The sequence below is a fragment of the Thermococcus sp. genome (genome assembly GCF_027012695.1).
Classification (GTDB): Archaea; Methanobacteriota_B; Thermococci; order Thermococcales; family Thermococcaceae; genus Thermococcus.
Map to the genome: position 1 here is coordinate 21,859 of NZ_JALUYR010000082.1, position 26,172 is coordinate 48,030.

The window sequence follows — 26,172 nt, forward strand, 5'->3', positions numbered from 1 at the left end:
TTCACGCCCTTTTGATACCCCTGCTCCTCGTTAAGAAAGATGTTCCCTCCATTCTGCGCGGCGGGCTTAATACCAAGCCGCAGACCGGTTTCGAAAGCCTGATCGGGAAAACCGCGGTGGTTGTTGAAGACTTAACTCCTGAGGGCCTTGTGAAGCTCGAAGGTGAGGTTTGGAGTGCTAAATGGGTAAACGGGACTGCTGAACGGGGCGGGGAGGTTGTGGTCATCGGCGTGAGCGGCGCTAAGGTTCTCGTGGAACGCCGAGCATAGCTAATATCCTCGCTATCTCTTCCGGATGGTTCGTCGTGAAGGAAACCGTCCAGCCCCTTTTCTGCTTCAGCACGACGCAACCTTTAGCTGGAAGGGTGAAGTGAATCGCCCGGAACAGCCCATCCAGCCCTCTGAAACGGAGAAGCTGGCGATGTTTTCTATCTTGACTGTCTTCCTGACCACAAGGCCGAGAAGGCCCCGTATCCTAACCTCACGCTCGTCTATCTCAATCCGAATGGCCACGATGTCAACGAGTACCGCCAGCAGAAGGAGGGAGGCCGCAAACATCATCCAGAAAGCCTTCGAGTAATAAGCGGCAGCGGTGCTCCAGGCCAGCAGCACCACCGCAAGGAGCATGAGCAGGGCGAAACCGCGGCTGAAAATCCTCTCCTCGTAGAGGGCCATGTCACCACCGGTTTTAGTTCGCGCAACCCCTTTAAACCTTGATGCAAACTTTCACCGGTGATATGATGACCGGAACGGATGGACTTAGTGACGATGAGATAAGGAAAATTCTGACCAAGTACCGTAAAATAGCCCTCGTAGGCGCCTCACCGAAGCCCGAAAGGGATGCAAACGAGGTGATGCGCTATCTCCTCGAGAAAGGCTACGAGGTCTATCCCGTGAACCCGCGCTACGAGGAGGTTCTCGGGCGAAAGTGCTATCCAAGCATCCTGGATATCCCTGACGAAGTTGAGATAGTCGACCTCTTCGTAAGGCCGGAGTTCACGATGGAGTACGTGGAGCAGGCGATAAAGAAGGGGGCAAAGGTTGTGTGGTTCCAGTTCGGAACGTTCAACGAGGAGGCCTTTAAAAGGGCCAGGGAGGCCAGCTTAACAGCTGTAGCCCACAGGTGCATAAAGCAGGAGCACGAGAGGCTCATCGGTTAACCCCTGTACCTCAGCACGTGGATGTCCCTAACGAGCCTGTGCCTCTCCTCGTAGTCGGTGTATTTGCCAAGAACCTCGAAGCCGATCTTGCCGAGCCACTTTCTGTCTTTTCTGTATATCCCGCCGCCGCTCAGCCTGTAGGCCGGGAAGACGAAGACGACTTTTCCCTTCCTCCTCAGGACGTCGGCAAAGCTCTCGAAGACGGAATAGTAAAACCTATCAAGCTCGTTGGCCAGCTTTATCGCCTCCCCCCTGCTCGGATTTCTCCTGAGGGGCTTCCCAAGGTATGGCTCGGTAACTATCGCATCAAACCTCTGCCTGAAGCACCTCTTGAGCTTCCTCGCGTCGCAGACCTCTAAATGAGCCGAGTTCTTGAGGTGAAACTCCCTTTTGAGCCAGGCGAGGTTCTTTTTCGCGGCCTTTATCTGCTCTGGATCGCGGTCGCTCCCGTAGGCGTTCAGACCCTGGAGAACGAACTCCTGAACCACCGTTCCAATCCCGCAGAAGGGATCCAAAAAGCTTCCCTTCCTGATCTCAGTGAGGTTCACCATTATTCTCGCCAGCCTGGGAGGGATCGATAGGATCGGCTTCTGAACGGGTCTTTCCACGTCGAGCTTCTTCAGCTCGAAGGGGTCCGTTACTTTAACCGTCTCGCCCACTAAAAAACTCCCGTCTTCCCGGAATAGGAAGACGAAGTCCTTGACCTCCGGAAATCCCTTCAGTATAAGCTCGGAGGGCATCGCGTAAACCCTGGCGGGCTTGAAGAACTTCGCCGGGCCTTCGGACTTAAACGTCTTCTTTATCTCGCTCCCCAGTTTTCTCCACAGCCTCCAGTCGCTCCTCCCGTAGATGCTCACCGTAAACAGTCTCGAGTATTCGAGGTTCTTTAAGGCTTCTTCACCCTCACCGACTATCCTCACGAGCTTGAGCGAACCACCGAGCCACCTGAAGTGACGTTCCACCTTCGGGGACGAGTGAAAGACCATCCAGCTCGAACCGGATTCCACAGGTCGGACGTGGAGAGAGAACCTTCGTCCGAATGAAAGGAATTCCGCCTCGCTGAGCGCGGGATTCTTGCCGAAGATGACGGAGTACATGGTCCCGGCTGGGGAGAGGTTCTTAAAAACGTTCCGGGGTTAGGTTAATAAGAGCCCCCGATCAACTGGGGGCGTGAAATCAAAGCCCTGGAGGACCGACGTCATGCTCGTGAGAGAGATCCTCGCCTCCGTCGATGTCATCAGAGACCCCTATGTCAAATCGGTGACGTACGCCAGGATCGGGGAGAGGCTGGCCCGTGCCGGCGATGTCAACCATCGAACCGCCTTCCTGAAGGCCCTCGATACTGCCAGGGAAATCGAAGATCCGGTGAAGATGTTCCGTGCCCTTCTCTCCGTGGGCCACTCACTGGGTAGGGCGGGGTTCAGGACATATAGAAAGGTCTTTCAGACAGTTCTCGAGGACTCAAGACTTCTACCACCTCCCGGAAGGGACGAGGTGATGAGAACGGCCGTTTCCTACCTGCTGGCCCTCGGAGAAACGGGCGAGGCGGTAACCTACGCCCTCGAGATAGCCGATTCAAAGGTCAGAAACGAGGTCCTGCTCCAGATAGTGCGGGCCAGCGCAAGGACCATGGACGGAGACCAGCTCAAAGCCGCGTACAGGCTGAGGAAGGGCAAGCTAGCCCTCGAGTACATAGAGGGAGAACCCTATCTCTCAAGGGCCCTTCTCGAACTCACCAAGGCCTACATCTCCCTCGGAGCCTACGAAAAGGCCATCTCTCTGCTGAGGGCCATGGGGTCAAGGGAATGGACCAGACAGGCCTTCAAGGAAGTGTCCTTCCGCCTGAAGGAGAAGGGAGTTCTCGGGCATTATATAGACCTCCTGGAATCGATCGCCGGGGAGCTGATAGAGAAGTTTGGCAGGGAGTTCACGGAGGAGCTGGCGCTGGCCTTTGCCCTTGCCGGGGAAGGGAAGTCTGCGGTGGAGCTCATAAGAAAGCTCGAGAACGGGGATGATCTGCTCGTCAGCACCGCCCTCGAGCTGCTCGGAAGGGATCCCGAAGTCCTTCCGGACTTTATCTCCGTCCTGAACGAGGGGGAAGCCGAGCTGGTTGGAAAGGCGGTAATGAACCGTCTCCTTGAGAGGCCGGAGCTGGCGAGAAAGGATGTGGTTGAGGCCGTTGAAAAGAGCACTCCCAGCGAGGAGGTGCTGGCCAAGGTCTCAAGGTACTACGTCCTCACAGGAAGGATAGATGACGCCCTGAGGGTCGGCTCCAGGATCGAGGATCCTGAGCTGCGCTCCGTGGTAATGGCCGACGTTTCCCACCACCTGCTCAAAACGGGTGACATAGAGCGCGCCATAGACACCGCCCTCGAGGTGAGGGATCCGCGGTTTTCTTCAATACTCGTCTCGGAGATCCTGATAAAGGCCCTTGAGAGGGAACTTCCCGGGAGGGTTAGGCAGTGGAGCGGCTCAAAACACTGATCGGAAAGCGGGAAAACAAGATCGAGTTCGTGAGGGATCTCGTAGACCTGCTCCTGACCGGGGAATTTTACTCGGACGAGGTGCTCTTCAGGGACGCCGTGGAGGAGATCTACTCCATCCTTCGTTCGGAGGTCGTGGAGAACTGCAGGAGGGATCTCACGGACGCCTATGAGACGGCGCTTCTCCTCAGGACCTCCATCTCTGGAAGGACGGAAGGCGTCGGAGACCTCCTGCGAGAGCTGAGGCGAAACCTGAAGAGGGCGGGAAGCTAAACGTACTGGGCGTGGTGAGCTATCCTCTCGAGAAGTTCGTTGAAGCCCTCGTAGGTAACCAGGGACAGCGGAATCGCTTCCTGCTCCAGGCGCTTCTTTATGATTTTTCTGAGTTCTTCAACGCGCTCCTTCGGAACGAGGTCAACCTTGTTGATAACCACTATTATCGGCTTCTCATAGCGCATCTTGAGGATGTGGTGGAGCCTTTCCATCCCCCTGTGGAGGCCAACTGTCGCGTCAACCATGTGGATTATTATGTCTGCTGAGGTTATCTCCTTCACTATTTCCTTAAAGCGCTCCTCGCTGAGAACCTTCCCCCGAAGCTCCCTCTTGGGATCGAACAGGCCCGCTGTGTCGATGAGAACGAACTCATCCGCTCCCCCCAGGGGGTTCTTCATGCCCTTCGGTATCTTAAGCTTGCCGAAGCGCCGCCTTATCACACCCTTCGTCGTCCCGGGCAGGTTCTCAACTTCACTCACCTTTCCGCCTATGAGCGCGTTCATCAGCGTTGATTTGCCGACGTTCTCCGCGCCTATAATCGCAACCTTTATCATACCCTCACCCCTAGTGGTGATGAATCATGGGGATATAAAGGTGATGAGCATGCCCAGGCGGGTTAAACTCGGTCACCACTACTACTACATCGTCACGGTTGATGACCTCCACTCCGGCGGTTTCAGGGGGAAGAACATCGTCATCAAGGGTGTAATCGAGGACAAACCCCTCATCGAGTTCCTCCCGATGGAACTGCCGAGCTATCGGACGACCTTCACCGTGTCGGGAATAAAGGTCGAGTTCTCAGGAAGCCCCTGCATCGGCCTGGGTGACAGTGTTAAGGTCTACGGCCGCTTCCTTGGGGACTGCATAATAGCGAGCGCCGTTGAGACCGATAGGGCGCTCTTCACAACCGAGGAGTGAGGTGCTGATGATGTCCCTTTTGGAGCTTTTCCTCGAGGCGGGCAGCCTTAAGAAGCTTCCCAGAACCGGCTGGCTCCTCCGCGGGGTTATAAACCCGGAGAGCATAGCGGATCACAGCTTCAGAACCGCCCTCATAGCCCTATTCCTCGCGGACGAGCTGAGGGCCAAAGGCATTGAAATCGACACCGAGAAGGCCATCAGGATGGCCATCCTCCACGATCTGGCCGAGGCCAGGATAACCGACGTTCCGCTCACGGCACAGAAGTATCTGGACAAAGGAAAAGGCGAAAGAGAGGCGTTGATGGAGATGCTCTCCTCCATCGGCCGCGGGGACCTCTTGAGTCTCTTTGATGAGTACGAGAACGAGACGAGCATTGAAGGCAAACTCGTCAAGTTCGCGGACAGGATGGAGATGCTGATTCAGGCCTACGAGTACGAGAAAGCTGGATTCAGGAACCTCGACGAGTTCTGGGGTGCTGTTGAGAAGCTGAGGGAGAACGAGTTATACGAATATTTTGGAGACCTCATCGAAGATCTGGTGAGGTTAAAGAGAAAGGTTAAATAGTTGCAGCACGGTTAGTCGGATCATGATGCAACAATTCTCTTCTCTCCATTTCAGTCTCTCATCCCCCATTTGTCCAGGGCAGCGTAGTGTGGCGCCGGCGACTTCCCGTAGATTTTGAAACAAACTTGTTGACGTTAATCTTTTTGTTTGCTCAAAATGTTTAAATACCCGCTTCTGTCCATCTCCAGTGGTGGTGCTGGGTGAGGTTAAAGGGCATACTCCTCCTTTTCCTGCTTGGCTTTTCGCTCATAGCCTCTGGATGCATCGGTTCCGGCACCTCGCCGCGGGAGAAGACGGTAACCCTCGTTGTTTTTCACGCGGGTTCCCTGAGTGTTCCGCTGGCTGAAATCGAGAGGGAATTCCAGACCTACGCGAGGGAAAAGCTCAACTTGAGCGTGAGCTTCCAGGACGAGGCCAGCGGAAGCGTCATGGCCGTCAGAAAGGTAACCGACCTCGGAAAGAAGGCCGACATAGTTGCCGTTGCCGATTATACTCTAATACCCCAGATGATGGTCCCCAACTTCACGGATTTCTACGTGCTCTTCGCGACGAACGAAATAGTCATCGCTTTCACTGATAAAAGCAGGTACGCCGACGGGATAAACTCCGACAACTGGTACGAAATCCTCGCGAGACCGGACGTCACCTTTGGCTTCTCCGACCCCAACCAGGATCCCTGCGGCTACCGCTCGGTCATGGTAATGAAGCTGGCCGATATCTACTACGGGAAGCCCGTCTTTGAGACCCTCGTCGAGAAGAACACGAACATCCACGCCAACGGGACCCACATCTATGCCCCCAAGCAGATCGAAGTTAAGAACGAGAAGGTCGTCATAAGGCCGAAGGAGACCGATTTAACCGGCCTCGTTGAGAGCGGAAGCCTCGACTACTTCTTCATTTACAAGAGCGTCGCGGAGCAGCACCACCTGCGCTACATCACCCTCCCGGCTGAGATAAATCTCGGGGACTTCAGGAAAGCTGATTACTACACCCAGGTCAGCATAACCCTCGGCTCAACGGGGAAGACAATCAAGGCCAAGCCCATTGTCTACGGCATCACGGTTCCGGGTAACGCTCCCCACAGGAAGCTCGCCATCGAGTTCCTCAAGTTCCTCCTCGGCGAGAAGGGCAGGGAGGTCTTTGAAAAGAACCACCAGGACTTCCTCAACCCGCCGGTAGCCTTCGGAAACGTGCCGGAGGAGATAAGGGCGCTGGTTAGAGTGGAGGGGTGAGCTTTTAGCCCCTTTCCTCACCCTGGTTCGGTGTATGCCATGAGGCGCGACTACACGCTCTACCTCTTCGCAGCACTCGGGAGTTTCCTGATAGTTTACATAGCCCTCCCCTTAGCCGTCATTTTCCTCAAACAGGCCTCCGATTGGGAGATGCTCGTTAAAACCCTCCAAGATCCGGCCGTTTTGGATGCCGTCAAAAACTCCCTCCTCACTGCGACGGCAACGACCTTCATAGCGCTCCTCTTCGGCGTCCCTTTGGGCTACGTCCTGGCGAGAATGGATTTCCCGGGGAAAAGCGTTGTTCAGGCCCTCGTTGACGTCCCGATAGTCATCCCCCACTCCGTCGTCGGAATAATGCTCCTCGTGACCTTTTCAAAGGCAATCCTCGACAGCTACACTGGAATAATAGCCGCCATGCTCTTCGTCTCCGCCTCGTTCACGATAAACGCCGCAAGGGATGGTTTTCTGGCGGTTGACGAAGGACTCGAGCACGTGGCCAGAACCCTTGGGGCATCGAGGTTCAGGGTTTTCCTGTCCGTTTCGCTCCCAATGGCCCTCCCTTCTGTGGCCAGCGGCTCGGTGATGACCTGGGCGAGGGCCATAAGCGAGGTCGGGGCAATACTTATTATAGCCTACTACCCCAAGACGGCACAGGTTCTGGTCCTCGAGTATTTCAACAGTTACGGTCTGAGAGCCGCGAGGCCAATAGCTGTGATCCTGGTTGCGATGAGCCTGACAATCTTCGTGCTTCTCCGCTGGCTCGTGAGGAGGGGCGGGAATGCTTGAGGTAATCTCCATCTCCAGGGACTACGGGGGGTTCCACCTGAGGGACGTAACCTTCGGCGTCGAGAAGGGCGAGCACTTCGTGATCCTTGGCCCGAGCGGCGCTGGAAAGACCGTTCTCCTCGAGGTGATAGCCGGCATCGTGGAGCCCGACTCCGGGCGGGTTTATCTGAACGGGCGGGACGTGACCGATCTACCCCCAGAAAGGCGAGGTCTGGCTTACATTCCCCAGAACTATGCTCTCTTTCCTCACATGAGCGTCTACGACAACATAGCCTTTGGGCTGAGACTCCGAAAGCTCCCGAAGACCGAGATAAAGCGGAAAGTCAGGGAAGTGGCCGGGGTTCTCGGTATAGCCCACCTCCTTAACAGGAAACCGAAAACCCTCAGCGGCGGTGAAGCCCAGCGCGTTGCTATAGCCCGGGCCCTCGTTATCGAGCCCCCCCTGATCCTCATGGACGAGCCCTTCGCCAACCTCGACGTTCAAACCCGGTCGAAGCTTTTAACCGAGATGAAGCGCTGGAGGAGGGAACTGGGCTTTACCGCCATTCACGTCACCCACTCCTTCGAGGAGGCCGTCAGTCTGGGCGACCGCGTTGGAGTAATGCTCAAAGGAAGGCTCGTTCAGGTCGGTTCAGTAGGGGAAGTCTTCTCAAGGCCGGCAAACGAGGAGGTTGCCCGATTTCTGGGTTTTGAGAACATCATCGAGGGGATTGCGGAGGGGAGAAAGCTACGGGCTGGTGGTCTCGAGATAGAGCTCCCCCTGGAGGTCTCCGGAAGGGTGAGGGTTGGCATAAGACCGGAGGACATGATCCTCTCCGCGGGACCCATTGGAAGCTCAGCGAGAAACGAGTTTAGGGCCATCGTTGATTCGATAGAGGAGCTCGGTCCCCTCGTGAGGGTGCACCTCCTCGTTGGGAGGCTCATTCTGAGGGCCTTCATCACGCGCTCCTCCCTGCTGGAGCTGGGAATAAAACCCGGGGAGAGTGTTTACGTGGGTTTCAAGGCGAGTGCCATTCACATCTTCTGAGCTCCGGCGATCGGCTTCCGCCGACTACAGTCCGAACCCACAAAATTTTTAAGCTTTCCATATTTCGGGTTTTATTGGATATAGTAATTGACATCTGCCATCGAGGTGTAGAGGAATGGACGCAAAGGAGTTCAAAGACCTCGCAGAGAACATCGTTGGGGCCATATCATCCGTTTATATCGGCAACGAGCCCGTGGTTAGAAAGACCCTCGCGGCGGCCCTCGTCAACGGCAACGTTCTCTTTGAGGACTACCCCGGCCTGGGAAAGACGCTACTGGCCAAGGCCTTCGGGAGGGTTCTGGGGCTCAAATACACCCGCGTCCAGTTCACTCCCGATCTACTCCCGGCCGACATCCTGGGAACCAAGGTATGGCGCCAGAACCTTGGAACCTTCGAGCTGATAAAGGGGCCAGTCTTCACCAACGTTCTCCTCGCGGACGAGATCAACCGCGCGCCACCGAAGACCCAGTCTGCTCTGCTCGAGGCGATGGAGGAGAGACAGGTCACCATCGAGGGAGAGACTTTTTCCCTGGAGAGGCCCTTCTTTGTCATGGCCACCCAGAACCCGATAGAGTTCGAGGGGACCTACCCCCTCCCCGAGGCCCAGCTCGACCGCTTCCTGGTCAGGCTCCACGTCGGCTACCCCCGAACCGAGGAGGATGAGCTGGCCATCCTGGAGGCTCGCCTGAGCTGGGGAAAGGACGATCCCACCACCGACCTTAAGCCGGTGATAGACCGGGAGACTTTTATAGAGATGCAGGAGCTCGTGGAGAATGGCGTTTACGTGAGCAGGGACGTTCTGAGGTACATCGTCAATCTCGTGAGGAACGCCCGGGCCGATTCGAAGGTTGAAGCAGGCCCGAGCCCGAGGGGGGCCATAGCCCTGATGAAGATTGCAAAGGCAAACGCCCTCCTCGATGGCAGGGACTTTGTGATCCCCGACGACGTCAAGACCCTCGCCATGGACGTCCTTGCCCACAGGGTAGTGATCAAAGCGGAGTACTCCTTCGAGGGAGTAGGCGGCGAAGATGTTATAAAAGACGCCCTGAAGAAGACCCCCGTCCCCAAGGGAGCTGAGTATGAATGAGACGGGAGCACGCGGCCATTCTGCTCTTCTTCCTTATTCTCATCTCAACACTGACCCTGGGCCAAATCTTCGTGTTAGAATCTCCATCCCCTGCGGATCACAGGGAAAAGACTCAGCCCCTGATTCACAGCCCCCTCCAGTCCCTCCACAGCAGGAATCAGGCAGAAGAATCCCAAAATAACACCGAGAGGAACAATCATCAGAAAAATCCCTCTGCCTTAGAACCTCCACGGGATTTCCCAGGCTTCGTTCCACCCAGGAGCGACTTCCGTTTTGTCCCCACGGACGTTGATACCGACTGCCCGGTGGCCGTACTCCCGGAGGATCCGGAGCTTGTATGCATAAAATCCCCCGCCAGATCGTTGCCGATACTTCCCTGGAAGGATTACGGATACTGGCAGTTAATCGTCTGGTACCGGGGAAAGTACTACATCCCAATAGTAACGAACGACGGGGACGTCCACACGGTTCAGGGGGTTAACGGGGAGGCAGTGGTTGACACAACCTCGCCGCTGGTCTTTTCCTCACCCGGGGAGAGCTTCTCGATTCCCTTCTATGTCTCAGGGCCCTATCTCCATATCAACGTGAGCTTCGCCTTCACGGGAAACATCGTCCGGGTTGGAGAACGCAACGGGAGCGTTCACCTTGAGTACAGGGTGCCTCCCTTCGCGACCCGGGAGGAGATACATCCCACAGGTTACTATCCGTTCTTTGTCACCGTCGACACCGGAAACCGGACATACGCTCTCCTCAGCTGGGTTGCCTTTCTGAAGAAGCCGGTTGTTGAGATCACCAATTATTCGAAGAAACTCGCTGGAAACGGGGACCTGCCGGTTGAGGTATCCGGCAGGGTTTACTACCCCGACGGAATGCCCGTCCCCATGGGGAGGGTCTGGGTCACGGTGAACAGGAGCAAGGGGACGAAGGGTTTTATCATAGGCTATGGAAAGGTCAGCAACGGCAGGTTCACCGTCAGGGGCGTCGTTACCTCATCCATACCCCCCGGCAGCTACCACATCATAGCCCACTACCGCGGCTATCCCGCGGCCCCCTCAAACAGCGACCCCGAACTCTTGATAAGGAGGAGACCCGAGATAGAGGCATCGCTGAGAAACGATACCCTCATTATCAGGGTGCACTGGCGCAGCGTTCCGCTCGCAAACAGAAGCCTTACGGTGACGGTTGGCAACTCCACCTTCACCCTGAGGACAGACGAAAGGGGATTCGCAAGACTCCATCCAATACCGGCCGGAGGGAAGAAAATCCTGATTTCATATCCGGGCGACAGGTTATATCTCCCCGTGGAAAAAACCGTCGTTCTCTCCCGGGGGGGAGAAAATGGACTGAAGATCTCCGTTAACAGGACCATCCTGACCCAGGTTTCCATCGGACTCTCTCTGGTTCTTCTTCTCGTCCTCGTGGTGACAGGCAGGAGCAGGCTTCACCTCAACCCGGGTCTGAAACTTTCCCCGCCCTCCCTCAAATACTCTAAAACGTCCGTTCAGTTTATCGAACCCAGGAGGAGGGTCTTCCTACCGGACGAGATCGTACCCGTTGTCCTGTCGGAGAAGGCCGAACTGACTGTCGATGGCAAGAACCTGGGTGCGGACGAGCGGTTCGAACTGAGACTGCCGCCCGGGAGACACCTCCTGCGGGCCGGGAGTGAAGAGATCGAGCTTCATATACTCCCACCCAAGGAAGCGGTTGTGGATCTCTACGAGCAGCATTTCCTCCCCTTCGTGAGATCCCTCGGGATCCAAACGCGGGAGCGAACCCCTCTGGAGATCGCCGGGGCCCTCGTCAGAAAGGGCATCGCGGAGGAACCCGTCCTCACGATAACGCGAACGTTGGTCCTGGCCAAGTACTCCGAAAGACCCGTCGGAAAGGACGACTTCTGGAGGATGGTGGATTCCCTGGAGAAGCTGGGGGTGCTGTGAATGGCGAAGCTGAGGGATCTGAAATCTGCGGCGAGCAGCTTTCTCATGTGGACGGTCATGGCGACAATGTTCACGAAGGGAATCCTGGTACCGATCATCTTCGGCATAGGCGGTTTGATCCTCTGGGCCTCCCACCGAGCAAGGCGGAGGGAGGACCTCCTGGTTCGGGCAGCGGGGTTCATGGTAATGGCACTCGCCTCCCTCCTCGCCGGCGACGGCTGGCTGACCCGCTTTCTGGCGCTGTCCTTTGGGGGTGTCAGCATCGCCTACCTTATGGTTTACGCCTTCTACCGACTAACCGGAAGCGACTTCCTGGAGAGGTACTTTCTGGTCCTGGCGGGTTCCGTGGTGCTCTCGGCCCTCCTGGCCTCGTACCCCCACCCAGGAACGGTCCTGTTTGCGCTGTTCTACCTCCTCGTTGCATCGGCGATAGTTTACCTTACCTACCTCACGGTCACCTACGTCTCAGCCAGAATCGGGAAGGTTGAGCTGGATCCCCTACCCCCAACCAGCCCGAACCCCAAGGAGGACGCCTATACACTGGATCTCAGGAGGGTGGTCAGGGCCTTCGTTGAAAAGGGTGACAAAACCCCCCTGCTGGTGTTCATCCTGAGACACTCTCCCCGGGGCGTTCTGGATGTTCACCTTGAGAGGGCTATCCGACCCCTGGTGGAGTACCGGCCCCCAACCAATCCCCTGGCTCCCCCCTGGCTCGAGGAGAAGAGGGCACTTGAGGAAGTAAGGAGGAGGAAGAAACTCGTCGAGGAGATTCTCAAGTCCATTGAGAGTCTGGAGGGGTTGGAGTGAGGGCGTTGAACCTTCTGATCTACGCAACGCTCCTGCCCTTCGCCGCCGCGCTCCTGACGGGAATTCCGGGATTCGCCTACATGAGTCTAATCCCGGCCGCAGTCCTCTCCTACGGCATACTGACAGATCCTCCATCCGGCATTTCAGGAGAGAAGACCGTTGAGAGAACGAAGCTGGGAGTCGGTGAGAGTACCAGAGTGCGGGTCAGTCTCCGGATCGAGGAGGGCGCCGGCATCGTTCAGGTATCAGACGTGATTCCGCCCGGTTTTGAGATCACGCGCGGCAGCAACAGGCGGATCTTTTTCAAGCGCCCTGAAAAGCCCCTGGAGGTCGTTTACGAGTACGAGATAAGGGCCCTCAAAAGGGGGAGGCACGTCCTGTCTCCCGTGGAGGTCATCGGCGTGGATCCCCTCCGCGTTGGAATGAGATCCTATGCCATCCTTGGCAATGAGATTGACATCGAGGTTGCCCCCAGCTTCGTGCCCGTGAAAAGGCTCGTGACCAGAAAGCTCCGCACAAGGGAGGGCAGACCCTCCTCCCACCTCTCGAGAATGGGCCCGGTTTCCACGGATTTCAGGGAGATCAGGGAGTACCACCCAGGGGATCCCCTCAGAGTCATCAACTGGAAGGCCACGGCCAGGCTGAACGAACCCCTTGTCAACGAATACGAACCGGAGGGCAGGGCGCGGGTCATGATCTACCTCGACACCACCGAGAACATGGGCGTTGGGACCGCAGTCAACGGGGGGCTCGAGTCGGCGGTTGGACTAACCCTCTCCATTATAGCCTTTCTCCTCAAGAGCGACTTCAGGGTTGGCCTCTACCTCGTTGGCTCCAGGAGGTTCGAGACCCCTAGAACGGGGATTCAGGCCCTCTCGACCTTTGCAAAGCTCCTCCTTCACGCCGGCCCGTCCATATCGGGAGAATCCTTCCCACTAGCCGTCGAGCGTTCTCGGGCCCTCCTGGAGGGAGGCTCAACGGTTTCGCTCTTTGTGACCAACCTCACACCCTACACCGTCGATGAGATATCCCGGGCTGTGGAGAGAGCCGCCAGATTCACCGGGAAGGGGACGATCGTTGTGGACGTTAACCCCTATCACCAGATTGACGGAATCGTCGGTTCCCTCACCGCACTCCAGAAGAGGGCCCTTGCCGAGAAACTGGGCGTTCCAGTCGTCCACTGGAATCCCGCCGGGGAGAGCCTCCCTGCGGGGGTTAAAAAGGTCCTCTGGGTGATGCTGAATGGTAAAATCTAACCGGATAAGGCTCCTCAGGATTCTCGTTCCCCTGGTGGCCTCGATCCCACTGGCCTGGTCCCTATCAACAACCTGGATCGGCGAGCTGGTCCTGTCGATGTTCCGTCCAGTCGTTGACACCACCGATCCCCTGCCCCTCATGCTTCTCCTAACCGGGACGCTCTCCATCATCGGTTCCCTGGCTGTCGAGAGCGTCTTCAAGCTGGTCCTGGCCCAGCTTCTGCTTTTCATGATCCCCACCCTCTGGGGAACCCCCCTTTCCGCCTTGAAGGGCTACACCCTCGGGGGAATACTCTTTTCCATCCTCCTGATTCTGGCCTACTATCTCGAGCCATACTCCGGGGGTGGGAGTTTCACCGGGGACGATGATTCCTTGATTGCTCCAACTCTAACGATTCTCGCCCTTCCTATTGTCGCTGGAACGGGGTTCCTTATTTTGATACTTTACTGGAGCGATCTGGGATCCCGGCCTCCGAACCTGCTCCCCCTCTGGATTCTGCTGCCCCTCCTCGTTGGTATTGCGGCCCTGATATCCGCAGGGTACGCTATGAAGAGGGCCAAAAACACCGGGGAGGAGGTTCTCAACCGCCTGATCCTGAGAACCGTCATGACCGCGGGCGATACCTTCAGGGTGGAGCCACTGGCCATGGACGGGAGGTCGGTCTCACTGGCCCTTCAGGGAGGCAGCCCGGTCCGGAGGCCCCTGCTCCTGACCCTGGATCTGGAGTATGCCCCAACATTCGTGATGCTCCGCTCACCATGGGAGTCGCGGATGCTGACCAAAAAGTATGAATGGGTGGAGAATGGGGTACGGTACGTCGTGTACTCGGACACTACGTCCCGTGCTTCCAGCTCTCAAGATATTCCCTCTGCTCTTCAGTGAGCTCCTCTATTTTTATTCCCATTGAGCTCAGCTTAATCCTCGCCACCATCTCGTCAATTTCCCTCGGGAGCACGTAGACCTTGGGGTCGAGCTTATCATGATTGTCCTTGATGTATTCGGCGGCTTTCGCCTGAAGGGCAAAGCTCATGTCCATTATCTCCGCCGGATGGCCGTCTGCGGCCGCAAGATTTACGAGCCTTCCATCCGCCAGGAGGTAGAGCCTCCTTCCGTCGGCCATCCTGTACTCCCTGATGTTGGGTCTTACCTCGTGTATCTCGACGGCCAGGGCCTCCAGGTCAGGCTTTGAAATTTCAACGTCGAAGTGACCCGCGTTGGCCAGTATTACGCCGTCCTTCATGAGTTCAAAGTGCTCCCTGCGAATACAGTTTATGTTGCCTGTTGATGTCACGAATATGTCCCCCATCCCGGCCGCGTCCCTCATATTCATCACGAGGAAACCATCCATCCTCGCCTCCAGGGCTCTAATCGGGTCAACCTCGACCACTATAACGGTGGCCCCCAGCCCCCTGGCCCTCATCGCTATCCCGCGACCGCACCAGCCGTAGCCGACGACCACAACGTTTTTTCCAGCAACCAGCAGGTTCGTCGTCCTTATTATACCGTCCCAGGTTGACTGTCCGGTTCCGTAGCGGTTGTCGAAAAGGTATTTGGTGTAGCTGTCGTTGACCGCTATGACTGGAAACCTGAGGACGCCGTCCCTCTCCATGGCGCGAAGCCTTATCACCCCCGTTGTCGTTTCCTCGCTCGCGCCCCAGATTTCGTCTATGAGTTCCTGTCTCTCGCGGTGGACGGTGCTTATCATGTCCGCTCCGTCGTCTATGATGATGTTCGGCCTTATGTCTAACGCTTTATGCATATTCTCGTAGTACTCCTCCCTGCTCTCTCCCCTCACGGCGTAAACTTTGATCCCAGCCTTCGCCAGTGCCGCAACCACATCATCCTGCGTTGAAAGAGGATTGCTCGCCGCCGCGGAAACTTCGGCACCGCCCTCCTTAAGCGTCAGGAGGAGGAAGGCCGTCTTCATCTCGAGGTGGAGCGTCGTGGCTATTCTGATGCCCTTGAAGGGCTTCCTCTTCTCGAAATCCTTCCGTATGCTCTGGAGAACAGGCATGAAACGGGATACCCAGTCTATCTTTTTCTCCCCGCTGGGAGCAAGGGATATGTCCTTAACACAGTAGTCCTTCGTGCAGTCCATGGTACCACCGGGGATGCTAGAGAAAGCAGTCTTAAAAGCCCTCCGAAGTGCGAAAGGCTTTTGAGGTTGGCCTCCCCCCTTCTCACCATGGCCGTGGATTACCCCTGCGTCAGGAAGGTAAAGGAGGGCCTCTACAAGATAAAGCCCGGCAGGTACTCGGCCTTTTCATACCTGATAACGGGCGACATAAATGTGCTCATAGATACAGGCCTTATGAGTGACTACCCGAGGCTTGAGGAGGGTCTCTTTGAGCTTGGACTTAAGCCGGGCGATATTGACATCGTCCTCAACACCCACGAGCACTGCGATCACGTCGGGGGAAACCTCTACCTCCAGGAGAGCTCGCTCATTGGCGCCTACAAGTACTCCGCGGTGAAGATACTCTACGGCGACGACGAGGTCATGCGGTGTCGCCATCATGGGGAACAGTTTCCGGGAAGTAAAGTTCACCTCTGGCTCAACAACGCCGACATAATCAACGCGGGCTCGTGGATTCTCAAGGTTATCCACACGCCGGGCCACACCTCCGGGAGCATGTGCCTCTACGAACCTGGGAGGAGGATACTCTTCTCGGGGGACACACTCTTCGCCAAAGGGACGGTCTCAAACATCTACGACTCCGGAAGTCTTGGAGAGTACTTTAACTCCCTCCGTCTGCTCAAAACGCTTAAGATAGACCTCCTCCTGCCCGGTCACGGCTGGGAATCGAGGAACGTCGAGCGCGACATCGAGCTGACGATAGAGAAGGTGATCCAGCGCTTTCCAAACCGGAAGTATCTCCTCCGGCTCCTCGGGGGGGACGGTAAGGCTTATATGGAATGACTTCCCCCAGATTTTGGTGGGTGTATGATAATCGACCTCTCCACCCCCATCTCCGAGAGGACGCCGGTTTACCCCGACGATCCCCCGGTGAGCATAAAACCCTGGGCCCTGATAGGCCGGGACGGTTACTACATGAACGTTCTTAAGATGGGCGAGCACACCGGAACGCACGTCGATGCACCGGCCCACTTCATACCCGGTGGAAAGACGGTTGACGAGCTTCCCTTAGAGAAGTTCATCGGAGAGGCCTTTGTTCTGGACGTTAGGGGGGGTAAGGGAAGGGTAAAGCTTGACGAGATTCCGGATTCGGGCTATCACAACCGGATAGTTCTCTTCCTCACAGAGGGGAGGGAGCTTTCCCCGGAGGTGGCGCTCTTCATTGTTGCCGAGGGTATTAAGGCAGTCGGAACGGACGCGATGAGCATCGGCGATGACGCCGTCCACAGGATACTCCTGAGCGCTGAGGTACCTATCTTCGAGAACCTCACCAACCTCGATGCCGTTCTTGGGAAGGAGTTCACCTTCATGGCCTTCCCGCTGAAAATAGAGGGTGGCTCCGGGAGCCCGGTGAGGGCCGTGGCTATTATGTCCCCTGGTTGAGCTTCTTTCCCCTAACGCTATGATACTGTCACCCCAAGGGGGAACGGGCTTGTTTGGACGGTTTTTAAACGTGGCTAAACATTGAGAAACCTCGGTTAACGTTTGACAATCGGATTTAGGCTCTCAGAGTTTTTTTCCTGAGCAATCAGCGACGTAAATTTACGATTTCCTGAAAAAGACTTAAATAGGTCTTTTTTCGGAGAAAGAACCGAGGTGAATAGCCATGCTCGGTAAAAAACTGGCCACAGTCCTCTTCGGACTGCTGATGATTGGAATGGCGTTCAGTGCCGGCAGTGCCTTCGCGGGAGAGACCGTTACAGTCATACTCGTCAGCGACAACGCAGCGGACAAGGCCATAGCGGAGTACCTTGCCAACCTCACCGGTGCCATAGTTGTCACAACAACATGGGGAGTTTACAACCCAAACATCACTGCTGAAATACTGGGCTACGCCCCTGACCAGGTCATAATAATAGGTGGGCCAATGGCGATAGTGGATGAATACGTTAGGGACCTTGAGGAATACAACATAACGGTCTACCGCTGGTGGGGGGCCAACAGGTACGAGACTGACTTGGCTGTTATAGACAACGCCAGCAAGCTCTTTGGAATCAAATTCAACGCCAGCGTTGTCGTTGCTGGAAACGACAGCCTCGCAATCCAGACTGCCCTTAAGCTGGCCGTTGAAAACCGCGCCATGATAATCTACGTTAACCAGTCCACCAACGTTAGCAAGCTCATGGAGAGGTTCCGGGTCAGGAAGATGGTGATGGTCCAGAGCAAGGCCTCAGAGAAGGTCATGGAGAAAGTTGAGAAAGAGCTTCAGAAGTGCAACTGCAGGGCAGAAAGGGTTCAGGCCAACGTTAGCAGGGAGCAGGTCGAGCGGATAATGGAGCAGGTTCGCGAGAGGCTAATTGCCGTTGAGGAAATCGCCAACATGACAAACTCAACACAGCTGATGGAGCAGGTCAGGGAGATGTTCCAGCTCATGGAGAAAGTTAACCAGAGCCTTCAGGCTGGAAACGTCACCGAGGCCTACGTTCTGGCCCTTCGGCTCCAGGTAAGGAGTGAATTCGCCCTGAAGAACGCCCACATGGAGTTCAAGATGACAGTGAAGAGCAGGGAGGAACTCAAGCTGAGAATCGAGCTCGAAAAGCTGGAGGCACAGGTTGAGGTCCTCGAGAAGGCCGGAATTGATGTTAGCACCGTTAAAACAATCCTGGACAGGGTCGAAGAGGCCATAAAGGCCGGAAACTACAGCGTTGCAAAGGTGCTCATTAAAGAGGCCAAGAAGGCCCTTCACGAGCTCTACCGTGAGAAGAAATCAGTGATTTCAATACCGGGGATAGGAGGACACGACGAAAAGAGCGGAAAGCACTGATTAGCTTTCCTTTCTCCTTGCCTTTTTCTCTTTGAGGTATGGATAGCGCATTATGTGGCCACAGTTAAGGCATTTAATAACCACATGGGGATATGGCCTGCTCCTCAGCCTGACCTGTGCGTTCTTTCCCGGAACGAGAAAGGAGTGGCATCTTTTGCAGTACCGCCTCTTCCACTTCCGTGGAAGCCTTATCTTTGCCTTCTGCTGAACAGCGAGTGCTATCTCGACGTACCTGTTGGCCAGCTCCGGCTCATAGGGGTAAACGCGCTCCGCAAGGGTGAAGAGCCTCTCGACCCTCTCCTTAGCAATCCTCTTCTTCTCCCTCTGCTCCCTCTGACGGATTGACCTCTTCGACATTCCATCACCTCACCAGTCTGAGTTTTCCGGGAAAGGGCTCGTAGACGTAGCCGGCCGCTATAAACCTCTCGGTTATCTCCAGAGCATCTTCCCTCGAGAAGCCGTCCTTAACCAGCTCGCGGATAAAGCTCTCTTTCGTGACCTCTCCCGAGGGGCTGAGCGACGCCAGATCCTCCATTATCTCCAGGGCCCTCCTGGCCCTGAGCGTTCCGGGAATGTAGGCGTTGTACTCCTTGAGGAGCCTCATCATCTCGCCGGGGCGGTCCTTCAGGACAACCATCCAGTCGTTGACTATCGCCTCGTTTATCAGTCTGACCTCCCTCGCTGCCTTTTTAGTGACCCTGCCGTTGAAGCGCACTATCGAGCCGAACACCCTCTTGCCGAGCTCTGCCCTGAGCTTCACGTTCATTGGCCCGCTCGGTGCCGTTAAAGCCCTGAAGGGGTCGCCGTAGTCGTTTCTCGATTCCCTGAGCCACCGCAGGAACTCCTCCTCAAGCAAGCGGGTCTTCTCGCGGTCGAGGGCCCTGTGCCTCTCCCTCTGGATGAAAACCGTCACGAGGAGGTTCGGTATGAGCTGGAGGAACTCGCGGTTCTCCTCGAAGTAGGGCCTCTCCTCTGAGGGGACGAGCACGAAGGGGGTTTCCGAAATCCTGGCCATCCTATCGCGCGGGTCTGCGTCCGTGTTCCTTGGCAGCAGGCCTACCGCTCTCTTGGAGTTTATTATCTTCGCCGCCCATCTGGCCGGTTTTACCAGTCCCCTCCTGGTGGGGGGAGTGTAGTACCTCATGTCACTTGAGTTTGGGTTGCCGAGCCGGAAGTCTATTCCGAGGATCGGGTCATCAACCTCGATTATCCCCTCCCTTGTCAGGCGAACTTCCCAGGGGAGGTTTGAGTGGAAGTACCTGAGGGCTTTCCAGAGGGCGATAAGCCCGGAATCGTCCCGGTACTTGAAGGCCAAGAACTCGAAGCCCTCACCCCAGTTCTCGCCGATTATATACGGGACGCCGTAGATCGAGTAGATGAGGGCGTTCCTCATGTCGTCACGCAGATAGACAGTTCTCTCGAAGAGATCAATAACCTCGGATCTGCTCAGCGCGAACTCGCGGTAATCCTTCCAGTACTCCGAGTAGTCCCTCCCCTCGATGGAACCCGCGTGAACCATCCTCAGGTTGCCGAAGGGATAGGCTTCGATGATCCCCCTCACAAGGACGTAGCTGCCGGGTTTCACTTCCCCGGCTACCTCCGTATTTTCCGTTGCCCGGACGACAAGGTAAGTTCGAAACTCCTTCTCGCTCAGTTTTGCCAGCTCAGAGGGGGAGAGCGGGGAGAGGAGATAGTAAGCGGCATCCCTTGGCGCGTTGGGAGGTCTTCTGCCGATCAGAAAACCCCTTACCTCAACCTCTTCGCCGTTTTTCATTGCCTGTATCCTTTGCTGGAACTCCCTAACCCTTTTGCCCGGGCTCAACGGCTCCCTCGCCCGCTCCAGTCTCAGCAGTTCAACAAGTTCCTCCATCAAAACACATAGGAACCGTAAGATTTATAAACCCTCCGCGGCAGGTATGTATCGGTACGGCGGTCATAGCGGCGGGGTTACACCCGGTCTCGTTTCGACCCCGGAAGTTAAGCCCGCCAGCGTTCCCGGGTGTACTGCCCTCCGAGAGGGGGCGGGAAACCGGGAACGCCGCCGGCCACTATTCAACTTCTCTCCACGGCTTCTCCGCAAGTGTTAAATCCTTTGGATACGTAGCCCTTTTCAGATGAGCCCCGTGGTTTCAGAGGAAGAACTCAAGCAGCGGTGGGAAAGGACTGTTGAGGCTCTTGTCCGGGAGGGTATCATCAAAAGTGAAGCCGTTAGACGGGCTTTTCTTAAATACCCCCGCTATCTGTTCGTTGAGGATCGCTATAGGAAGTACGCCCACCTTGACGAACCCCTCCCGATTCCAGCCGGGCAGACGATAAGCGCACCCCACATGGTCGCGATAATGCTCGAGCTGGCCGATCTCAAGCCCGGAATGAAGGTTCTCGAGGTCGGAACTGGAAGCGGCTGGAACGCTGCTTTGATAAGCGAACTCGTGAAGACCGACGTTTACACCGTTGAGAGGATTCCGGAGCTTGTCGAGTTTGCCAGGCGGAACCTCCAGCGAGCGGGTGTTGGGAAAGTCCATATCTTCTTAGGGGATGGAAGCAGGGGCTTCCCGCCTAAGGCCCCCTACGACAGGATAATCGTCACCGCGGGGGCGCCGAGAATTCCGGAACCCCTAATAGAGCAGCTCAAACCCGGTGGAAGGCTGATAATCCCGGTCGGGAGCTACCACCTCTGGCAGGACCTTTATATCGTCGACAAAACCCAGGACGGGAAGATCAAAAAGAATAGCTGGGGTGGGGTTGCCTTCGTGCCCCTGGTCGGGGAGTACGGCTGGAAAGAGTAGGCTTTTAAGCTCCACCGCGGCCTTTTCTCAGGTGGTGGCATGGTCAGGTTAATCGCTTTCGACCTCGAGGGGACGCTCGTCAAATCGGTCTCGAGCTGGGTGGAGCTTCACAAGCGCTTTGGAACGTGGGAGAAGGGAAAGGAGTACGCCGAGCTTTTCTTCTCTGGAGAAATCGACTACGTGAAGTGGGCCGAGCTTGATGCATCCCTCTGGAAGGGGCACACGCGGGATGAAATCCTTGAGTGGGCCAATTCCGTTGAGTACATGGACGGCGCGGAGGAGCTGATTAGGTTTCTGAGGGAGAATGATTTCAAGATAGCCATCCTCTCGAGCGGCCTCATGTGCCTTGCGGGAAGGATAGCGCGGGAGCTGGGGGTTGACTACGTCTTCGCGAACGAGCTTCTCTTCGATGAGAACGGCGTCGTTACCGGAAAGGTGAACCCGCTGGTGGACTTCAAGAGCAAGGGTGTAATCCTTCGCGAGCTGAAGGAGGAACTAAAGCCGGAACTGACGGTGACAGTTGGCGACGGCTACAACGACGTAAGCATGTTCCGCGAAGCTGATGTAGCGATAGCCATAAACCCGCACGAGGGCGTTGAGGGCGACCACAACGTTGAGAGCCTCAGGGAAGTGAGGGAGATAATCGAAGGCCTAATAGGGGGTCGGTGAAGGGCGTGCTCATCACCCATCAGCAAAGCAAAAGCTCGTCATCCCCCTGTCGGCCCGACCGGAACCCCCGGTTCACCTTTCCCCGGAGAGGGCGGGTGCCGGGCCGGGGAAAGTAGGGGAAAGAGGTTAAAAGCTTAGCTGAAGCCTGCTACCTTGAGGACGAGCCACCAGAAGACGTCGCCCCAGAAGTAGCCCATGAGAAATCCTATGAAGAGCGCCGGCGCGAAGGGCATGGCCTTCTTTCTCAAAAAGCGGTTCTCGAGCTTTCCATCCTCGACCAATTTTCCGAGTTCCTCAATCTGCTCCTTTGTCAGACCCTCCGCCGTTGGGGAGGCTATAACCCTACCGCCACCCAGCCCCGAGGAACTTTCTCCTTTCAGGAACCCCCAGAGTCTTTCAAGTGGACCGCTCCGATCCCTCCTCACCCTGCCCTTCTCATCCAGGATGGTCTCGCCGAGAACGTCCCACTCCCGGAGCTCCTGCACTGTGACCTCCTCAACGAGCACTTCCCTCCTGATGAACCCAAAGAGGGCGATGATAACCCGAGTTACGTAAACGAGGAGGAGTGTTATCCCCGCGAATCTAAATCCTGCGGCGGGGTTGAGATGGATAAGGTACGCCAGGCCGAGAACTCCGGCGACATTCCCAACCATCCTGAACCTAACGAAGATGAGGAGCAGAAAAAACCCCAGCAGGTAGCCGGGAATTTTTAGGCCTGTGTCCGGGAGAACGAGAGTAACGGCCGCGGAACCCACGAGCCAGAGCCACATCTGGAGTACTGTCAGGGGTTTTCCAATGAGAATCTCCCTCAACATCCCGGATGGACGGCGGACGAGGAGAACGGCCAGGGCGTAGGCCAGTATGAAGGGAAAGACGGCCAGAATGCTGTTCAGCAGGATGGTAAGGGGGTAGAGGGGAAGGGACAGGGCATAGGGTGGAACTACCTTCGCTGTTCCAGGGGGCAGGGGCAGGAGCGCGGAAAAGCCCGCAAGAAGAACGGCATCACCGCTGGCCCAGACGCCGAAGTAGTAGAGCGCCACCCCAAGGAGAAAGCCGATGACGAGACCCACCAGTCCAGCGGCCGCGAGACCAGGGTTTCCCTCCGAGATGCCCCTGTATGCGTAGTAGAGAACTCCTCCCTCCGCGGCCGGAATCACGACCCTCCCGATCCAGCGGGGTAGATCAACATCCTCCTCCTCATCCCAGCCGAGAAGCCTGCCGACGAGAGAGAGCGTGGGGAAGACGTGGTTGTCAAGAATGAAGCCCGTCTTCAGGTCGGTGTAAGAAGTGAGCACTCCCGCCAGAACGCCCAGAATGAGGGGCAGGTGTTCCATTTCCACACCTCACAGCTCTTCGAGAAGCTGCTTTCTTACCTCGCTGGTGTACTCCCCGACGGCTTTAGTTATCGTGCCAATGCTGTCCAGGACAACCTTGATGGTTATGATGACCAGTATCAGCACAGCGGCAAGCATGAACAGGTACTCCAACGCTCCCTGGGCCCTTCGCCTCATCTGCCACACCGGACTGAGTTCCGTACCAAAGGATTTAAAGTTTTCCGCAGGATCCCTAATCCGGGTGTGCGCATGAGGGTCTACAAACTTCGCGTTCGTGAGGAATACCTCGACCACATAAAGTCCGGCAAAAAGCGGATCGAGGTGAGGGTGGCATATCCACAGCTGAAGAAGATAAAGCCCGGCGATAAGATAATCTTCAACGACGAGGTTCCCGCTGTGGTTACGGGCGTTAAGGCCTACGAGACCTTCCGCCAGGTCCTCAGGGAGGAACCGATAAAGAAGATCTTCCCCGACGAGCCGGGTTTCGAGAGGGCGGTAAAGCGGTTCCACAACCTCTATCCAAAATGGAAGGAGAACCGCTACGGTGTGATAGCCATAAGGTTCAAGCTCCTTGGCGAGAGGGGGGAGTAAGGGCATGCGCCACCTCGAGTTCGACGGGCGCTACGCTGAGGCGATACTGAGCGGGAGGAAGAGGGCAACTGTGAGGCTCGGCAGGAGGCCCAGCCTGAGGGAAGGGGATGAGGTTCTCATCCACTCCGGCGGCTACGCCCTCGGGAAGGCCGTGGTGGAGAGGGTCGAAAGCAAAACGGTTGGGGAGCTGACAGACGAGGACGCTTTTTTGGACGGCTTTTCCAGCAGGGAGGAGCTGATAAAGGCCCTCAAAACCCACTACAAGTACGTCAATGATGATTCCAAGGCCCACGTCGTCGTTTTCCGCCTCATTGAGCGCTTTGACAAACCCGTCATGAGTTCTGATTACGCCTATGAGGGGAACAGCCCGCTGGAGATCGCGGAGATGGCCTTAAAGCACCTCAATCTCCCGGAAGAGGACCGAAGGTTGATAGAACTTTTCCTAAGGGCTGGAAGCCTTAGAAAGGCCGCTTACAGACTCGGCGGCATGAACAAGCGCTACCTCATAAGGGACGCCCTCAGGAGGGCCTACGAAGAGCTGAAAAGGAGGGGCCTCATGGGGCCGAAACTTTGAGCGATTCGAGCACTGAGACCGTTTCGCTCCCTTCCGCTCCGTTCTTAACGGCAGACAGGGTTACGGGCATGAGCTTGAAGGTACCGCCATTGATCAGGCGCCTTAGCTCCTCCACGAACCGCTCCATCCCGGCAACGTCCCGGAACTCAACCTTCGCTATGAAATCGTACTCCCCGTAGAGCCAGTATCCATCGACGGGGAGCTTCTCCAGAACCTCGTCCCGGACGCCCCAGACTAGGAGTATCGCCTCGATTTCTTTCACCCCCGCCCCCGAAGCCCGGGATTGGATAAAAACCTTTCCAAATTTTTTCCATCAAACCGGCAGATTTTCGAAAAGTTTCGGGCAGAGTTTCGTCATTGTGCCGGGCAAGGGTTTTAATCCCTCTTTCCAACCCGTCCCGGTGGTCGGATGAAGGCGGTCTTCTTCGATTTCGTCGGAACGCTGATAACGAAGGAGGGCGAAAACGAGACGCACATTAACATAGTCCGGGAGGTCCTGAAGAGGGCCGGCAGGGAGGACTTGGACTATCTCAAACTCTGGGAGGAGTACGAGGAGGAAAGCTCGGCGCTCTTCAATGAGCTGGCCGGAAAACCCTACGTCAAAATCCGCGACGTGGACACGGAGGCGATGAGAAAGGTTGCAGAGAGACACGGCTTCTCCGTCCCCGAGGACTTCTGGAGGATAAGCCTCGAGATGCACGCACTTCATGGAAGGCTCTTTCCGGATGCCGTCGATACCATAAGGGCACTCAAAGCCCTCGGTCTTCACGTTGGAATTATAACCGACTCAGACAAAGACTACATCGAGACCCATCTGAGGGCACTGGGAATCTACGACCTCTTCGACAGCATAACAACGAGCGAGGAAGCGGGCTACTTCAAACCCCACCCGGGACCGTTCCTCCTGGCACTTGAAAAGGCAGGGGTTAAACCTGAGGAAGCCATCTACGTCGGCGACAACCCCGCCAAGGACTGCGTCGGTGCCAGAAACGTCGGCATGCTCAGCGTCCTCCTAGATCCAAAGGGGGAGAAAAGGGAACTGTGGGGCAAGTGTGATTTCGTGGTTTCGAAACTGAGCGAGGTCATTGACATCGTGAAAGGGTTAATGGAGAAATGAGGGGTCAGTAACGGCAGGGTTCTTCATGGCCACCTGTGGTGGCTCGCCTAGCGAAATTCTCGTCATCCCCCTTTTCTCCCTGCGTTAACACTTTCTCATTTGAGCCTCTGGTAGGCGACCCACATCCTCTGAAAGGCGGTTATCCATGCGAGTATTCCAACGAGGTAGACGCCGTATTTAACGTATCCCTCCCCGAACAGGGAAAAAGCAATCAGTATCATCAGCCGCTCGGCCCTCTCAGCTATTCCGACGGCGAGCTTTCCGGAGCCAGCTAACTCCGCTCTGCAGCGCTCGTAGCTCACCAGGTAGGCACCCATGAAGGTGAGGAACGCTATTCGCCAGTCAACGAGGTTTCCGGCGGCTATGCCGAAGAGCACCGCGCCGTCGCTTATCCTGTCGAAGGTTGAATCGAGGAAAGCTCCAAAGCGGCTCGTCTTCCCCGTCATCCTCGCCAGGGTTCCGTCGAGGGCATCAACGAGAGAACCCACCAGGAGGGTCAGAGCGGCCAGTCTCGGTTCGCGAAGGTAGAAGAGGTAGGCCGCGAGGAGGCTGAGGAGGATACCGATTACAGTAACCGCGTTGGGGGTCAACCCGGCTTTTGCAAGGGGTCTCACGATTGCCTCGAGATAGCCCCTGACGTTCTCGCGGTAGTTGTTGAGGACCATCGCT

At 56.4% G+C, this 26,172-nt stretch carries 32 protein-coding genes and 1 rRNA gene; 23 read left to right on the forward strand and 10 right to left on the reverse strand.

Going from position 1 to position 26,172, the window contains the following annotated elements; all coding sequences use genetic code 11:
* Positions 1 to 11: 11 nt before the first annotated feature.
* Positions 12 to 269: an NfeD family protein gene (locus MV985_RS06620; protein ID WP_297464580.1), complete on the forward strand. Its 258-nt coding sequence runs from the start codon at positions 12 to 14 to the stop codon at positions 267 to 269.
* 66 nt (positions 270 to 335) lie between these two features.
* Here the strand turns inward: MV985_RS06620 and MV985_RS06625 are convergent, their stop codons facing one another.
* Positions 336 to 674, reverse strand: coding sequence for a hypothetical protein (locus tag MV985_RS06625; RefSeq protein WP_297464582.1), 339 nt, complete (start codon positions 672 to 674; stop codon positions 336 to 338).
* Positions 675 to 736: 62 nt separating this feature from the next.
* Here MV985_RS06625 and MV985_RS06630 point away from each other — a divergent pair, with 62 nt between their 5' ends.
* On the forward strand, positions 737 to 1,159 hold the full coding sequence (locus MV985_RS06630; RefSeq protein WP_297464583.1) for a CoA-binding protein: 423 nt from the start codon (positions 737 to 739) through the stop codon (positions 1,157 to 1,159).
* On the opposite strand, the gene MV985_RS06635 is transcribed toward MV985_RS06630, so the two are convergent.
* A complete protein-coding gene (locus tag MV985_RS06635; RefSeq protein ID WP_297464585.1) occupies positions 1,156 to 2,256 on the reverse strand; it encodes a TRM11 family methyltransferase in 1,101 nt (366 codons plus the stop codon). The genes MV985_RS06630 and MV985_RS06635 overlap by 4 nt on opposite strands.
* Positions 2,257 to 2,329: 73 nt before the next feature.
* Between MV985_RS06635 and MV985_RS06640 the strand changes: the two genes are divergently transcribed.
* Both MV985_RS06640 and MV985_RS06645 read left to right on the forward strand, forming a co-directional pair.
* The gene (locus tag MV985_RS06640) at positions 2,330 to 3,643 is read left to right on the forward strand and encodes a prenyltransferase (protein ID WP_297464588.1); all 1,314 of its coding nucleotides are present in this window, start codon (positions 2,330 to 2,332) and stop codon (positions 3,641 to 3,643) included.
* Positions 3,622 to 3,915, forward strand: coding sequence for a hypothetical protein (locus MV985_RS06645; RefSeq protein WP_297464590.1), 294 nt, complete (start codon positions 3,622 to 3,624; stop codon positions 3,913 to 3,915). The genes MV985_RS06640 and MV985_RS06645 overlap by 22 nt, the downstream gene beginning before the upstream one ends.
* On the opposite strand, the gene MV985_RS06650 is transcribed toward MV985_RS06645, so the two are convergent.
* Entirely contained in the window at positions 3,912 to 4,469 is a 558-nt protein-coding gene (locus MV985_RS06650; RefSeq protein ID WP_297464592.1) for an Era-like GTP-binding protein, read from the reverse strand. The genes MV985_RS06645 and MV985_RS06650 overlap by 4 nt on opposite strands.
* Before the next feature lie 49 nt (positions 4,470 to 4,518).
* Here MV985_RS06650 and MV985_RS06655 point away from each other — a divergent pair, with 49 nt between their 5' ends.
* The 10 genes from MV985_RS06655 to MV985_RS06700 all read left to right on the forward strand — a co-directional run bounded on the left by MV985_RS06655 (position 4,519) and on the right by MV985_RS06700 (position 14,413).
* Entirely contained in the window at positions 4,519 to 4,833 is a 315-nt protein-coding gene (locus MV985_RS06655) for a GTP-binding protein (RefSeq protein WP_297464661.1), read from the forward strand.
* A 10-nt stretch (positions 4,834 to 4,843) separates the two neighbouring features.
* Positions 4,844 to 5,398: an HD family hydrolase gene (locus tag MV985_RS06660; RefSeq protein ID WP_297464594.1), complete on the forward strand. Its 555-nt coding sequence runs from the start codon at positions 4,844 to 4,846 to the stop codon at positions 5,396 to 5,398.
* Positions 5,399 to 5,598: 200 nt separating this feature from the next.
* Positions 5,599 to 6,630: a tungstate ABC transporter substrate-binding protein WtpA gene (gene wtpA, locus MV985_RS06665; protein ID WP_297464597.1), complete on the forward strand. Its 1,032-nt coding sequence runs from the start codon at positions 5,599 to 5,601 to the stop codon at positions 6,628 to 6,630.
* A 39-nt stretch (positions 6,631 to 6,669) separates the two neighbouring features.
* Positions 6,670 to 7,416 (forward strand): tungstate ABC transporter permease WtpB, encoded by a 747-nt coding sequence (gene wtpB / locus MV985_RS06670; RefSeq protein ID WP_297464662.1) that lies wholly within the window; start codon positions 6,670 to 6,672, stop codon positions 7,414 to 7,416.
* Positions 7,409 to 8,443 (forward strand): tungstate ABC transporter ATP-binding protein WtpC, encoded by a 1,035-nt coding sequence (gene wtpC / locus MV985_RS06675; protein ID WP_297464600.1) that lies wholly within the window; start codon positions 7,409 to 7,411, stop codon positions 8,441 to 8,443. The genes wtpB and wtpC overlap by 8 nt, the downstream gene beginning before the upstream one ends.
* Before the next feature lie 115 nt (positions 8,444 to 8,558).
* Positions 8,559 to 9,530, forward strand: a complete 972-nt coding sequence (locus MV985_RS06680) for a MoxR family ATPase (RefSeq protein WP_297464602.1) — start codon at positions 8,559 to 8,561, stop codon at positions 9,528 to 9,530.
* A complete protein-coding gene (locus MV985_RS06685; protein ID WP_297464604.1) occupies positions 9,527 to 11,467 on the forward strand; it encodes a carboxypeptidase-like regulatory domain-containing protein in 1,941 nt (646 codons plus the stop codon). Before MV985_RS06680 ends, MV985_RS06685 begins: the two co-directional genes overlap by 4 nt.
* On the forward strand, positions 11,468 to 12,274 hold the full coding sequence (locus tag MV985_RS06690; protein ID WP_297464606.1) for a hypothetical protein: 807 nt from the start codon (positions 11,468 to 11,470) through the stop codon (positions 12,272 to 12,274).
* Positions 12,271 to 13,530, forward strand: coding sequence for a DUF58 domain-containing protein (locus tag MV985_RS06695; protein WP_297464608.1), 1,260 nt, complete (start codon positions 12,271 to 12,273; stop codon positions 13,528 to 13,530). Before MV985_RS06690 ends, MV985_RS06695 begins: the two co-directional genes overlap by 4 nt.
* On the forward strand, positions 13,517 to 14,413 hold the full coding sequence (locus MV985_RS06700) for a hypothetical protein (protein ID WP_297464610.1): 897 nt from the start codon (positions 13,517 to 13,519) through the stop codon (positions 14,411 to 14,413). Before MV985_RS06695 ends, MV985_RS06700 begins: the two co-directional genes overlap by 14 nt.
* On the opposite strand, the gene MV985_RS06705 is transcribed toward MV985_RS06700, so the two are convergent.
* On the reverse strand, positions 14,364 to 15,629 hold the full coding sequence (locus MV985_RS06705) for an adenosylhomocysteinase (RefSeq protein ID WP_297464613.1): 1,266 nt from the start codon (positions 15,627 to 15,629) through the stop codon (positions 14,364 to 14,366). The two genes, MV985_RS06700 and MV985_RS06705, sit on opposite strands and share 50 nt — an antisense overlap.
* 87 nt (positions 15,630 to 15,716) lie before the next feature.
* Here MV985_RS06705 and MV985_RS06710 point away from each other — a divergent pair, with 87 nt between their 5' ends.
* From MV985_RS06710 to MV985_RS06720, 3 genes are all read left to right on the forward strand, one after another.
* Positions 15,717 to 16,451: an MBL fold metallo-hydrolase gene (locus tag MV985_RS06710; RefSeq protein ID WP_297464615.1), complete on the forward strand. Its 735-nt coding sequence runs from the start codon at positions 15,717 to 15,719 to the stop codon at positions 16,449 to 16,451.
* 24 nt (positions 16,452 to 16,475) lie between these two features.
* Positions 16,476 to 17,051 (forward strand): cyclase family protein, encoded by a 576-nt coding sequence (locus MV985_RS06715; RefSeq protein WP_297464617.1) that lies wholly within the window; start codon positions 16,476 to 16,478, stop codon positions 17,049 to 17,051.
* Positions 17,052 to 17,274: 223 nt separating this feature from the next.
* Positions 17,275 to 18,432, forward strand: coding sequence for a cell wall-binding repeat 2 family protein (locus tag MV985_RS06720; RefSeq protein ID WP_297464619.1), 1,158 nt, complete (start codon positions 17,275 to 17,277; stop codon positions 18,430 to 18,432).
* On the opposite strand, the gene MV985_RS06725 is transcribed toward MV985_RS06720, so the two are convergent.
* Positions 18,433 to 18,789, reverse strand: a complete 357-nt coding sequence (locus MV985_RS06725) for a ribonuclease P protein component 4 (RefSeq protein WP_297464621.1) — start codon at positions 18,787 to 18,789, stop codon at positions 18,433 to 18,435. It abuts the gene before it with no gap.
* A gap of 4 nt (positions 18,790 to 18,793) precedes the next feature.
* Positions 18,794 to 20,302, reverse strand: coding sequence for a hypothetical protein (locus MV985_RS06730; RefSeq protein WP_297464623.1), 1,509 nt, complete (start codon positions 20,300 to 20,302; stop codon positions 18,794 to 18,796).
* Between the two features lie 55 nt (positions 20,303 to 20,357).
* On the opposite strand from MV985_RS06730, the gene rrf reads away from it, so the two are divergent.
* The 3 genes from rrf to MV985_RS06745 all read left to right on the forward strand — a co-directional run bounded on the left by rrf (position 20,358) and on the right by MV985_RS06745 (position 21,887).
* A 5S ribosomal RNA gene (gene rrf / locus MV985_RS06735) occupies positions 20,358 to 20,479 on the forward strand.
* Between the two features lie 67 nt (positions 20,480 to 20,546).
* Positions 20,547 to 21,218, forward strand: a complete 672-nt coding sequence (locus MV985_RS06740) for a protein-L-isoaspartate(D-aspartate) O-methyltransferase (RefSeq protein ID WP_297464625.1) — start codon at positions 20,547 to 20,549, stop codon at positions 21,216 to 21,218.
* Between the two features lie 39 nt (positions 21,219 to 21,257).
* On the forward strand, positions 21,258 to 21,887 hold the full coding sequence (locus MV985_RS06745) for an HAD-IB family phosphatase (protein ID WP_297464627.1): 630 nt from the start codon (positions 21,258 to 21,260) through the stop codon (positions 21,885 to 21,887).
* A gap of 134 nt (positions 21,888 to 22,021) precedes the next feature.
* On the opposite strand, the gene MV985_RS06750 is transcribed toward MV985_RS06745, so the two are convergent.
* Both MV985_RS06750 and MV985_RS06755 read right to left on the reverse strand, forming a co-directional pair.
* Positions 22,022 to 23,221: an A24 family peptidase C-terminal domain-containing protein gene (locus MV985_RS06750; RefSeq protein WP_297464629.1), complete on the reverse strand. Its 1,200-nt coding sequence runs from the start codon at positions 23,219 to 23,221 to the stop codon at positions 22,022 to 22,024.
* A 9-nt stretch (positions 23,222 to 23,230) separates the two neighbouring features.
* The gene (locus tag MV985_RS06755) at positions 23,231 to 23,398 is read right to left on the reverse strand and encodes a class III signal peptide-containing protein (RefSeq protein ID WP_297464665.1); all 168 of its coding nucleotides are present in this window, start codon (positions 23,396 to 23,398) and stop codon (positions 23,231 to 23,233) included.
* A 72-nt stretch (positions 23,399 to 23,470) separates the two neighbouring features.
* Here MV985_RS06755 and MV985_RS06760 point away from each other — a divergent pair, with 72 nt between their 5' ends.
* Both MV985_RS06760 and MV985_RS06765 read left to right on the forward strand, forming a co-directional pair.
* Positions 23,471 to 23,812 (forward strand): ASCH domain-containing protein, encoded by a 342-nt coding sequence (locus MV985_RS06760; protein ID WP_297464632.1) that lies wholly within the window; start codon positions 23,471 to 23,473, stop codon positions 23,810 to 23,812.
* A gap of 4 nt (positions 23,813 to 23,816) precedes the next feature.
* Positions 23,817 to 24,386, forward strand: a complete 570-nt coding sequence (locus MV985_RS06765) for an ASCH domain-containing protein (protein ID WP_297464634.1) — start codon at positions 23,817 to 23,819, stop codon at positions 24,384 to 24,386.
* Here MV985_RS06765 and MV985_RS06770 read toward each other — a convergent pair.
* Entirely contained in the window at positions 24,367 to 24,648 is a 282-nt protein-coding gene (locus MV985_RS06770) for an Lrp/AsnC ligand binding domain-containing protein (RefSeq protein ID WP_297464636.1), read from the reverse strand. The two genes, MV985_RS06765 and MV985_RS06770, sit on opposite strands and share 20 nt — an antisense overlap.
* 147 nt (positions 24,649 to 24,795) lie before the next feature.
* On the opposite strand from MV985_RS06770, the gene MV985_RS06775 reads away from it, so the two are divergent.
* Positions 24,796 to 25,503: a TIGR02253 family HAD-type hydrolase gene (locus tag MV985_RS06775; protein WP_297464637.1), complete on the forward strand. Its 708-nt coding sequence runs from the start codon at positions 24,796 to 24,798 to the stop codon at positions 25,501 to 25,503.
* Positions 25,504 to 25,598: 95 nt separating this feature from the next.
* Here the strand turns inward: MV985_RS06775 and pgsA are convergent, their stop codons facing one another.
* Entirely contained in the window at positions 25,599 to 26,168 is a 570-nt protein-coding gene (gene pgsA, locus MV985_RS06780) for an archaetidylinositol phosphate synthase (protein WP_297464666.1), read from the reverse strand.
* Between the last annotated feature and the right edge of the window lie 4 nt (positions 26,169 to 26,172).